Below are 9,515 nucleotides of genomic sequence, written 5' to 3'. Positions count from 1 at the left end.
TTGGGGCGGGCGGGGAAGGCCGCGGGCCGGTTTGTTTGGGGTGTTGCGGGGCCGTCGGTCCGGGGTGGGCGATACTGGGTTCGAACCAGTGACCTCTTCGGTGTGAACGAAGCGCTCTCCCACTGAGCTAATCGCCCGGGCGCACCGCACACATTACCCCATGTCAGGGGCGTCCCCCGACCACCTCGTGGTCACTCGCGGATCTTCCACGGCATGACGATGCCGAACTTCCACACATAGATCCCCACCAGCACCGCGATGATCACCAGCCCGATCACCGTGAGCACGATGTTGCGCCGCCGGACCTTGGGATCGAGGGCCCGCTGGGCGGCCTCGGTGACCTTGCGCCGGGTCCAGCGCAGCACCAGCTGCGCCCAGACGAACTCGGTCGCCCAGATCGCCATGCCGCCGAAGATCACCAGCCAGCCGGGGCCCGGCAGCGGAAGCATGATGATGCCCGCCACCACCACGGCCAGACCGACCACGAATACGCCGACCTGCCAGCTCAGGTGCAGCGCCCTGGAGGCCCGGATGAAACCGGGCGCCCGGGAGCCGAGCGCCCGCTCGTCGCCGGACGCGTCCTCCTTGGTCACACCCTCCGTGACGTCCCCCGTCTCCTTCACACGCCCCTCCCCCGCCGGGGACGGCGGTGCGCCACGAGGGCACCCCCGCCCCGCTCGTCACTCTCCGCGTTCATGAAGGTCAACCTACCCGAACGCCTCCCGTCACCGGAATGGCCGCATGACCCAAAGTTACACACCGCTGTACGAGCTACCCGAAGAATCACAAAACGGGCAGAGGGGTTTACAACGCCACCGTAGGTGGCATGTCGATTTCGCCGACGTGCGAATCCCCGAGCGCACACTGAGCGAAAGGCCCTGGCGCTTATGAACACCACGGTCAGCTGCGAGCTGCACCTGCGCCTCGTTGTGTCGAGCGAGTCCTCACTGCCTGTACCCGCGGGCCTGCGGTATGACACGGCCGATCCGTATGCCGTGCACGCCACCTTCCACACCGGAGCGGAGGAGACGGTCGAGTGGGTTTTCGCCCGTGACCTCCTTGCCGAGGGGCTGCACAGGCCCACCGGCACCGGAGACGTCCGTGTCTGGCCATCCCGTAGTCACGGCCAGGGCGTCGTCTGCATCGCGCTGAGCTCCCCGGAGGGCGAGGCCCTGCTGGAAGCCCCGGCACGAGCCCTGGAGTCGTTCCTGAAGAGGACCGACGCCGCGGTTCCGCCCGGGACCGAGCATCGTCACTTCGATCTCGATACGGAGCTCTCACACATCCTGGCCGACAGCTGAGCCAGGCCGAGAGCCGCACGGCGCCGTCCGACTCGGGGAGACGGCGCCGCGCGGACAACCTCATACGGCTGACACCGGCGCCGCCCTCACGGAATCCACCGTGGGGACGGCGCCGGTCCGCGTTCGCGTCCGCCGCCGGAGGCCGCCAGGAGCCCCTGGGCGGCCCCGGGAGCCCCCGCACCGCCCTCGGGGGGCTCCCCGGCCGCCCATGGGGCCTCCCAGGCCCCGCAGGCCCCTGCCGCCCCCGGGCGAGCCAGTAGAGTCTGCCCGCATCGGCGGGGATCTGGCCCGCCGGAGGCCAGGGAGCGGAAGCGTGCTGATCCCCCACGACACCCGGATCGCCCTCGACACGGTCGTCGATCTGGTGAACACGGCGCCGGAGAGCGAACCGCCCGGCACGGGCGGACCGCCCGACGGGCTCGCCGACATCGCGGCGCTGTACGCGTTCGCCGAGCGCCACCGGGTGAGCGGGGTGGGCCGGCTCGACGAGAGGGACCTGGCGGCGGTCCGCGAGGTGCGGGCACGCTTCGCCGAGGTGTTCGCGGCCCCCGACGCCGAAACGGCGGCGGGGCTGGTGAACGGCCTGGTGGCGGCGGCGGGCACCACCCCCCAGCTCAGCAACCACGACGGCTACGACTGGCATGTGCACTACTTCGCGCCGGACGCCTCGCTGGCCGACCACCTCGCGGCCGACTGCGGCATGGCGCTCGCGTTCATCATCGTCGCCGGCGAGACGGAGCGGCTGCGCCGCTGCGAGGCGCCGGACTGCCGGCACGCCTTCGTCGATCTGTCCCGCAACCGCTCGCGCCGCTACTGCTCCAGCCGCACCTGCGGTAATCGCCTGCACGTCGCCGCGTACCGGGCGCGCCGCCGGGAGGCGGCCGGCTGACCTCTCACAGCACGAAGAGATCGTGCAACGCGGCCATCAGCAGCAGGCCGCCGACCACCGTGAGGAAGATCATCAAAGGGGGCTGGGAAAGCGCGAAGAGGCAGCCACGCGGCTCTTCGGCGGGGGGTGCGGGGGCGTCGCCCCGGGAGGTGTCCACCATCTCGGGACGATCATGACGCACGCCGGACCCCTACAGCGCCCAACACGGCTTTTCGTTACGGGAGTTCACCGGGAAAGGGCGGGGCGATTCGCTCCGCTGTCCGAGCGCCCGGCAGGCGTTCGGACACCGTCGCCCCCCCAGCCGCCCCCGGGCCCTCGGCCCCGGTCGTCAGACCAGCTCGCGCAGCTTCCGCAGCTGGATGCCGCGGTGGACGCCCGTGCCGCCCTCGTGGCCGTTCCAGGGGTAGACCTCGATCTCCTTCGGGCCGGCCCAGTTGTTGTAGGCGGCGAAGACCGTGGAGGGCGGGCAGATCGGGTCCATCAGGGCCACCGAGTAGAGCGCGGGCATCTGCGCGCGGGCCGCGAAGCTGATCCCGTCGAAGTACGCCAGGGTGCGGAACACCTGCTCGGCGTGGCCGTGCTGGGTGGACAGGAAGCGCACGATCTCCTGGTAGGGGTCCTTGTCGGTGATCTCGACGGCCCGCCGGTAGTGGGTGAGGAACGGTACGTCGACGAAGGCGGCCTTCACACGGGGGCTCAGCCCCGCGACCGCCTGGGCTATGCCGCCGCCCTGGCTGCCGCCGTAGACCACGATCCGGTCGGCGTCGACGGCCGGATGGGCGGCGGCCACGTCGAGCGCGCGCACCGCGTCGGTGAACACCCGGCGGTAGTAGTAGGTGTCGGGGTCGAGGATGCCCCGGGTCATGAAGCCGGGTGACTGGGGGTTGTCGCCGCCGGTCGGGTCGGCGGTGGATCCGGCGGAGTGGCCGCTGACCGCGCCCTGGCCCCGGGTGTCCACGACGAGCGTGGCGCAGCCTGCGGCGGCCCAGACGAGGTGGTCGTGGGGCAGGCCGCGTCCGCCGCCGTAGCCGAGGTAGTTGACGACGGTCGGCAGCGGGCCCTCGGCGCCTGCCGGAACGTTCAGCCAGGCGCGTATGCGGTGGCCGCCCCAGCCGGCGAACGACACGTCGTACACGTCGACCTGGGTCAGCGCCGCGTCGTACGGCGTGAACTCGGCGTCCAGCGGGTGCGCGGCGGCCTCGTCGAGGGTGCGGCGCCAGAAGGCGTCGAAGTCGTCGGGTTCGGTCGACTCGGGCCGGTAGGAGCGGAGTTCGTCGAGGGGCAGGTCGAACAGGGACACGGGATCTCCATTTCGGGCGTGCGGAACGGCGGGAAGGTCGGACGTCGGAGGGGGCGGGAGGGCCGGGCGGCGGGCTCAGCGGGGCGCGGAGCTGGAGGCGCGCACGACCAGTTCCGGCTGGAGGACGACGCTGCGGTGCTCGTGGACGCCGTCCTCGTCGTCGGCCTCCTCCAGCAGGAGTTCGGCGGCCATCCGTCCCATGACGACGGCGGGCTGGCGGACCGAGGTGAGCGGTACGGCCGCGGCCGCGGCGAATTCGATGTCGTCGTAGCCGACGATGGCGATGTCCTGCGGCACCCGCACGCCCGCGGCGTACAGGGCCTGGAGGACACCCAGCGCGAGCAGGTCGTTGGCGCAGAAGACGGCGGTGGGGCGGGGGACGAGGCCGAGCAGCCGGGCACCGGCGTCCCGGCCCGCCGCCACGTCGAGGCGGTCGGACGGGATCTCCACCAGGCTCTCGGGCGGCAGCCCGGCCTCGGCGAGCGCCAGGAGGGCCCCCTGCCGGCGGTCCCGGATCTGCTGGAGGTCGCCGGGCCCGCTGACGTACGCCACCGAGCGGTGTCCGGCCGCGACGAGATGGCCGACGGCCAGGGTGCCGCCGCGCACGTCGTCGACGGAGACCGCGCAGCTGCCGGTGCCGGAGGCCACCCGGTCCACCAGGACGTAGGGGATGCGGTGGCGGCCGAAGGAGTCGAGGTTGCGGCCGGTGGCGTCGGCCGGGGTGACGAGGACGCCGCAGACCCGCTGCTCGGCGAAGAGGCCGAGGTACTCGGCCTCCTCGGCGGGGCTCTGGTCGCTGTTGCAGACCATCACCCCGAGCCCGGCCTGGCGGGCGGCGCGCTCGGCGCCGCGCGCCACGTCGACGAAGAAGGGGTTGCCCATGTCCAGGACGAGCAGCGCCATGATCCGGCTGCGGCCGGCCCGGAGCTGGCGGGCGGACTCGCTGCGGACGTATCCCAGCTCCTCGATGGCGGCCAGGACCCGGGCGCGGGTCTCGGGCAGCACCGCCTCGGGGCGGTTGATCACGTTGGAGACCGTGCCCACGGAGACACCGGCCTGCCGGGCCACGTCCTTGATCCCTGCCACACGCGCCACTTGTCCTGCCCCACCGGTGCCCTCGGCCGCGCTCTTCCCGCGACGTCGCCCCATCGTACGGACGGGTCGCGACACCGCACGGACGGGCGTGAGTGAATTGTTTCAACCGGGTCGGGACGCTAGCCGTCGCGCCGAAGCGCGTCAAGGATCTTGAGTGAATCGATTCATACCGCGTGTCGTCCGCTGGGCCGGAACGGTGCCGGGCAGGGCCCGGAGGGGACGGTTCCGGAGTCAGATGCCGTGCTTCCTCAGGATGGCCTCGATGTCGCTGAAGTCCTCGTCGGGCGCCCCGGCGGACCGCTTGCCCGCGTTCTGCCGGGCGGGGGCGGCGGCGGAGCCGGTCGCGGCGCCGAGCGAGGGGGCCGAGGCCGCGGGCTCGACCGCGCCCTCCCGGGCCGCGCGGGCCGCGGCCCTGCGCTCCTTGCGGGTCCCGGCGCCGCGCCGTTCGACCGCACGGGTCGTGGCGAACAGCACCCAGGCCACGCCCAGCAGCCCGAAGCCGAGCCACACCCCGGGCTTGTAGGCGATGCCCGTCAGCCACTCCACCGTCCCGGTCAGCACCAGGCCGAGGGGCACCAGGGAGTAGGCCGCGATCCTGGCGGCGGTGAGGAAGCGCTTCCGGTACGCGGTCACCGCGGCGATGCCCAGGCCCGCCGCGGACACCGCGGAACAGATGGTCTCGGCAAGCATCGGTGCCTCCAGGCGCAGGGGAAACGTCCCTTCCATCCTGCACCGGCGAGCCCGGGGGCGGCCACGTCCCGGGCCCGCCTCAGGGACATTTCAGGGCCGGGCTCCTCCCCAGGTGCCGCCCCGCCCCGGGCCCTGCGGACGAGTCCGGGCCGCGCCAGCGCCGCCCGGACACCGGTCGTGAGGAGCACGTACGCCCTGGGAGACTGGGTCCCATGAGCGATTCCACCCCCGCCGCGCCGGTCGTCCTCGACGTCTGGTGCGAGCTCCAGTGCCCCGACTGCCACCAGGCCCTCGCCGATGTCCACGCCCTGCGCGCCCGGTACGGCGACCGGATGGAGATCCGGTTCCGGCATTTCCCGCTGGAGAAGCACAAGCACGCGTACGCCGCCGCGCAGGCGGCCGAGGAGGCCGCGGTCCAGGGCACGGACTGGCCCTACATCGAGGCGGTGCTCGCCCGCACCGACGAGCTGGCCCGGTCCGGGGAGAAGCTCCTGATCGAGGTGGCCCGGGAACTGGGGCTGGACGCCGAGGAGTTCGACACCGCGCTGATCGACGGCCGCCACCTGCTGATCGTCGACGCCGACCAGGCCGAGGGCAAGGCCATCGGCGTCACCGGCACGCCCACGTATGTGATCGGCGACGAGCGTCTGGACGGCGGCAAGAGCCAGGTGGGGCTGCGCGAGCGGATCGAGGAGATCGCGGACCGGCTGCTCGCCGCCCGGGGCTGAGCGGCGGGCGGGGAGGGTGCCCGCGCGGCGGCCGGTGCCCCTCCCCCGCCTCCGTCAGAGCGGCTTGGCGTAGTGGTACTGGGTCGGCTCGTAACCCAGCGAGGTGTAGAGCCGCAGCGCCGGTGTGTTCGACGCGACGACGTGCAGGCCGATCCACTCCTCGCCGTCGGCCCGCGCAAGCCGTTCGGCCTGGTGCATCAGGGCCCGGCCGTAGCCCCGGCCCCGGTAGCCCTCGGCCACCTCGACGTCGAAGACGTAACCGACCCGGCGGCCGGGGTGCATCTCGAACGGCGCGACCCAGAGGCTGCCGGCCTTCTCGCCCTCGTGGAGCAGGTAGTGCAGGCGCACTCCCTCGGTGGCCAGGCCCCGCGGCAGATGCCGGGTGTGGGAGGCGCGGGCCGCCTCCACGGCCCTCTCCGGCGGCGTCCCGCGCGTCACCAGGCTCTCCGCGTAGCCCGCGATCGCGCGCTCCTCCCAGCCGGCGTACTCCTCCGGCGTCATCGACCGGGTGGTCAGCCCCCCGGGCAGCACCGGCGGCTCCTGGGCCAGCCGTTTGATCATGTTCCGGCTGTTCTCGGTGTAGCCGAGCGCGGCGAGCAGCCCCTGTCCCGCGGCGTCGTCGGCGGCGACATCGGCCCGCACCGAGGCGCAGCCCCAGCCGCGCAGCACCTCCTCGGCCGCGAGGCAGGCGATGGTGCCCCGGCCGCGCCGGCGCACCGCCTCGTCGATCCGCACGGACGTCAGCGTGCCGATTCCGCCCGAGGCCGGGGCGTCGGCCCCGATCTCGACGGCGCCGACGGGCCGTCCGTTGTCGCACACGTCGAAGGTGCGGCTGCGCGCGCCGTCGGCGCTTTCCTGGACCGGCCCGGTCGGCCGGAGTGTGGTGGTCATCAGAGGCTTTCTAGCCGCTGTCCCGGGGGCACGTCATCCGTTTTTACGAGGTCCCGCCCGGGGCGCGGCCGTGCTCAGGGGTCCAGATCGTCGGCCGCGCGCTCCTCGAAGACGCGCATGGCCTTGGCGGTGACGGGTCCGGGGGCGCCGGGCAGGTCCCGGCCGTCGATCCGGTGGACGGCCTGCACATCGCGGAGGGTGGAGGTCAGGAAGACCTCCTCGGCCCGGTCCAGCGCGTCGAACGGCAGGTCCGTCTCCCGGGCTCCGGTCCACTCCACGGTCAGGGCCCGGGTGATGCCGGCCAGACAGCCGGAGGCGACCGGCGGGGTGTGCAGCTGCCCGTCCAGGACGACGAAGACGTTGGAGCCGGTGCCCTCGCAGAGCCGTCCGACGGTGTTGGCGAACAGGGCCTCGGAGGCACCGTGCTCGTGGGCGCGGGCGAGCGCGAGCACGTTCTCCGCGTAGGAGGTCGTCTTGAGACCGGTGAGCGCGCCGCGTTCGTTGCGCGTCCAGGGCACGGTGACCACCGCGGTGGTGTCGGGGCGGCGCCGCACCTCGCCGAGGGCGACGACCAGTCCGGGGCCGTCGGTGCCCCGGTCGGAGCCGAGCGGGGAGATCCCGCCGGTGTAGGTGATCCGCAGCCGGCCGAGCGCGACGGGGTTGGCCTCGATGACGGCGGCGCAGGCCCGGCGGATCTCGTCGAGGTCGGGTGCGGGCAGGCCGAGGCCGGCGGCGGAACGGGCCAGCCGGCCGAGATGGCGGGTCAGCGCGAACGGGCCGTCCCCGGTCACCCTGACCGTCTCGAAGATGCCGTCGCCGACGGTCAGGCCGTGGTCGAGCACGGACACCCGGGCGTCGTCGGCGTCGTGCAGCCCGCCGTTGACCCAGATCCTCATGGTGCGGTCCTTCCGGTTGCTTCGTAGGCGCCCGACGCTACAGCGAGCAGCCTGGCCGCCTTCAGTTCGGTCTCGGCCCATTCGCGTTCCGGATCCGAGCCCCAGGTGATCCCGGCCCCGGTGCCGAAGCGCAGGACGGGTGCGGCCGGGGTGCGGTCGGTCCAGAAGGTGCGGATGCCCACGGCGAGCGAGGCGGTCCGCCGGTCGGCGTCCACCCAGCCGATGCCGCCGCAGTACGGCCCGCGCGGGGCGGTCTCCAGCTCGCCGATGATCCGCAGCGCGCTGGACTTGGGGGCGCCGGTGACCGATCCGGGCGGGAAGGCGGCGGTGAGCAGCTCGGGCCAGCCGGCGCCGTCGGCGAGCCGGCCGCGCACGGTGGAGACGAGATGGACGAGCCCGGGGTGCTTCTCGACGACGCAGAGGTCGGGGACCGTGACGGATCCGGTGGCGCAGACCCGGCCGAGGTCGTTGCGGACCAGGTCGACGATCATCACGTTCTCCGCGTGGTCCTTCTCCAGGAGATCGGCCTCGGTGCGTCCGGTGCCCTTGATCGGCCCGGACTCGACCGTGCGGCCGTCGCGGCGCAGGAAGAGTTCGGGCGAGGCCGTCGCGATCTCCACGCCGTGACCGGGCAGCCGAATCGTTCCTGCGTACGGGGCGGGGTTGCCCCGGGCCAGCAGCGCGGTGAGCGCGTCGACGTCGGCGGCGGCGGCCGGATCGGGCAGCGGCGCCGTCAGCACGCGGCAGAGGTTGGCCTGGTAGACCTCGCCGCGCGCGATGGCCGCGCGGATGCGCCGTACACCGTCGGTATAGGCGGCGCGGTCCAGGGACGAGGTCCAGTCGCCCGCGGCGGGGCCGCGCCAGGCACCGGGCACCGGGGCGGGGACCGGCGCGGAACGCACGGTGGCGAAGCGGGCGCAGACGAGACGGCCCTCGAAGTCCGCCGCGACCGTCCAGAATCCGGAGGAGTCCAGGGCTGCGGGATCGTGGGTCACATCCCGCAGATCCGAGGCGACGAGGCCGCCGAAGCGGGCCATGGGAGCGAGGTCGTGCACGTCCGCGAGTCTAGGACGGCTCGCACCCACCCGCGCCGGGGCGAGGGCAGGTCAGCACGCTGCGGAAACGCGTTTTTGCCCTGGCCCCGGAATCCGCTAGAGTTCAACACGTCGCCGGGACGCGCAAGTGAACCGGAACCGACAAGCGGACGTAGCTCAGTTGGTAGAGCGCAACCTTGCCAAGGTTGAGGTCGCCAGTTCGAACCTGGTCGTCCGCTCGCAGAAGATGGGGGATCTTCCCGAACCCCCATCCCTGGTGGAGTGGCCGAGAGGCGAGGCAACGGCCTGCAAAGCCGTCTACACGGGTTCAAATCCCGTCTCCACCTCCAAGGACGATTAGCTCAGCGGGAGAGCGCTTCCCTGACACGGAAGAGGTCACTGGTTCAATCCCAGTATCGTCCACTGGTCCGCAAGGATCCCCGCGCGATTAGCTCAGCGGGAGAGCGCTTCCCTGACACGGAAGAGGTCACTGGTTCAATCCCAGTATCGCGCACGCAGTACCACGCAGGATCTCCTGCGCGATTAGCTCAGCGGGAGAGCGCTTCCCTGACACGGAAGAGGTCACTGGTTCAATCCCAGTATCGCGCACAGTCCGAAGCCCCGGTCGTCCTCACGACCGGGGCTTCGTCGTCCCCCCTTCCCCGGTCGTCGCGCCGGGGCGGACGCGGTG

The 9,515-nt window shown here is 72.6% G+C and carries 11 protein-coding genes and 6 tRNA genes; 8 read left to right on the top strand and 9 right to left on the bottom strand.

All coding sequences use genetic code 11. The features are described 5' to 3' along the window. Positions 1-65 precede the first annotated feature (65 nt). Positions 66-137 (bottom strand) — tRNA-Val (locus tag ACWCXC_RS37195). Between the two features lie 54 nt (positions 138-191). Then, a complete protein-coding gene (locus tag ACWCXC_RS37190) occupies positions 192-623 on the bottom strand; it encodes a TIGR02611 family protein (RefSeq protein ID WP_450891788.1) in 432 nt (143 codons plus the stop codon). A gap of 264 nt (positions 624-887) precedes the next feature. On the opposite strand from ACWCXC_RS37190, the gene ACWCXC_RS37185 reads away from it, so the two are divergent. Together ACWCXC_RS37185 and ACWCXC_RS37180 are read left to right on the top strand one after the other, a co-directional pair. Further along, entirely contained in the window at positions 888-1,301 is a 414-nt protein-coding gene (locus tag ACWCXC_RS37185; protein ID WP_015032345.1) for an SsgA family sporulation/cell division regulator, read from the top strand. Positions 1,302-1,614: 313 nt separating this feature from the next. Beyond that, positions 1,615-2,190, top strand: coding sequence for a CGNR zinc finger domain-containing protein (locus ACWCXC_RS37180; RefSeq protein WP_450682083.1), 576 nt, complete (start codon positions 1,615-1,617; stop codon positions 2,188-2,190). A 4-nt stretch (positions 2,191-2,194) separates the two neighbouring features. On the opposite strand, the gene ACWCXC_RS37175 is transcribed toward ACWCXC_RS37180, so the two are convergent. The 4 genes from ACWCXC_RS37175 to ACWCXC_RS37160 all read right to left on the bottom strand — a co-directional run bounded on the left by ACWCXC_RS37175 (position 2,195) and on the right by ACWCXC_RS37160 (position 5,275). Then, positions 2,195-2,350: a hypothetical protein gene (locus ACWCXC_RS37175; protein ID WP_176711576.1), complete on the bottom strand. Its 156-nt coding sequence runs from the start codon at positions 2,348-2,350 to the stop codon at positions 2,195-2,197. Positions 2,351-2,518: 168 nt separating this feature from the next. Continuing rightward, positions 2,519-3,490 (bottom strand): acetylxylan esterase, encoded by a 972-nt coding sequence (locus ACWCXC_RS37170; RefSeq protein ID WP_450891787.1) that lies wholly within the window; start codon positions 3,488-3,490, stop codon positions 2,519-2,521. A 75-nt stretch (positions 3,491-3,565) separates the two neighbouring features. Beyond that, positions 3,566-4,585 carry a LacI family DNA-binding transcriptional regulator gene (locus tag ACWCXC_RS37165; RefSeq protein WP_450891786.1) on the bottom strand — a complete coding sequence of 340 codons (1,020 nt, stop codon included), beginning with the start codon at positions 4,583-4,585 and terminating at the stop codon, positions 3,566-3,568. A 231-nt stretch (positions 4,586-4,816) separates the two neighbouring features. Then, positions 4,817-5,275 carry a hypothetical protein gene (locus tag ACWCXC_RS37160; protein WP_450891785.1) on the bottom strand — a complete coding sequence of 153 codons (459 nt, stop codon included), beginning with the start codon at positions 5,273-5,275 and terminating at the stop codon, positions 4,817-4,819. A gap of 212 nt (positions 5,276-5,487) precedes the next feature. Here ACWCXC_RS37160 and ACWCXC_RS37155 point away from each other — a divergent pair, with 212 nt between their 5' ends. After that, on the top strand, positions 5,488-6,003 hold the full coding sequence (locus ACWCXC_RS37155; protein WP_450891784.1) for a DsbA family protein: 516 nt from the start codon (positions 5,488-5,490) through the stop codon (positions 6,001-6,003). A gap of 54 nt (positions 6,004-6,057) precedes the next feature. Here the strand turns inward: ACWCXC_RS37155 and ACWCXC_RS37150 are convergent, their stop codons facing one another. From ACWCXC_RS37150 to ACWCXC_RS37140, 3 genes are all read right to left on the bottom strand, one after another. Continuing rightward, complete coding sequence (locus ACWCXC_RS37150) at positions 6,058-6,894, bottom strand: GNAT family N-acetyltransferase (protein ID WP_450891783.1); 837 nt, start codon at positions 6,892-6,894, stop codon at positions 6,058-6,060. A 74-nt stretch (positions 6,895-6,968) separates the two neighbouring features. Next, on the bottom strand, positions 6,969-7,790 hold the full coding sequence (locus ACWCXC_RS37145; RefSeq protein ID WP_450682077.1) for an aminotransferase class IV: 822 nt from the start codon (positions 7,788-7,790) through the stop codon (positions 6,969-6,971). After that, positions 7,787-8,827 (bottom strand): chorismate-binding protein, encoded by a 1,041-nt coding sequence (locus ACWCXC_RS37140; protein WP_450891789.1) that lies wholly within the window; start codon positions 8,825-8,827, stop codon positions 7,787-7,789. The genes ACWCXC_RS37145 and ACWCXC_RS37140 overlap by 4 nt, the downstream gene beginning before the upstream one ends. Positions 8,828-8,990: 163 nt before the next feature. Here ACWCXC_RS37140 and ACWCXC_RS37135 point away from each other — a divergent pair. From ACWCXC_RS37135 to ACWCXC_RS37115, 5 genes are all read left to right on the top strand, one after another. Next, positions 8,991-9,063: transfer RNA gene (locus ACWCXC_RS37135), tRNA-Gly, on the top strand. A gap of 37 nt (positions 9,064-9,100) precedes the next feature. After that, positions 9,101-9,174: transfer RNA gene (locus ACWCXC_RS37130), tRNA-Cys, on the top strand. 1 nt (position 9,175) lies between these two features. Beyond that, positions 9,176-9,247 (top strand) — tRNA-Val (locus tag ACWCXC_RS37125). Positions 9,248-9,266: 19 nt separating this feature from the next. Further along, a tRNA-Val gene (locus ACWCXC_RS37120) sits at positions 9,267-9,338 on the top strand. Positions 9,339-9,361: 23 nt separating this feature from the next. Further along, positions 9,362-9,433 (top strand) — tRNA-Val (locus ACWCXC_RS37115). The last annotated feature ends 82 nt before the right edge of the window (positions 9,434-9,515 follow it).

Source organism: Streptomyces sp. NPDC001515, assembly GCF_053597115.1.
The sequence above is the reverse complement of the archived record's forward strand: the minus strand, read 5'-3'. Positions and strand labels throughout refer to the sequence as shown.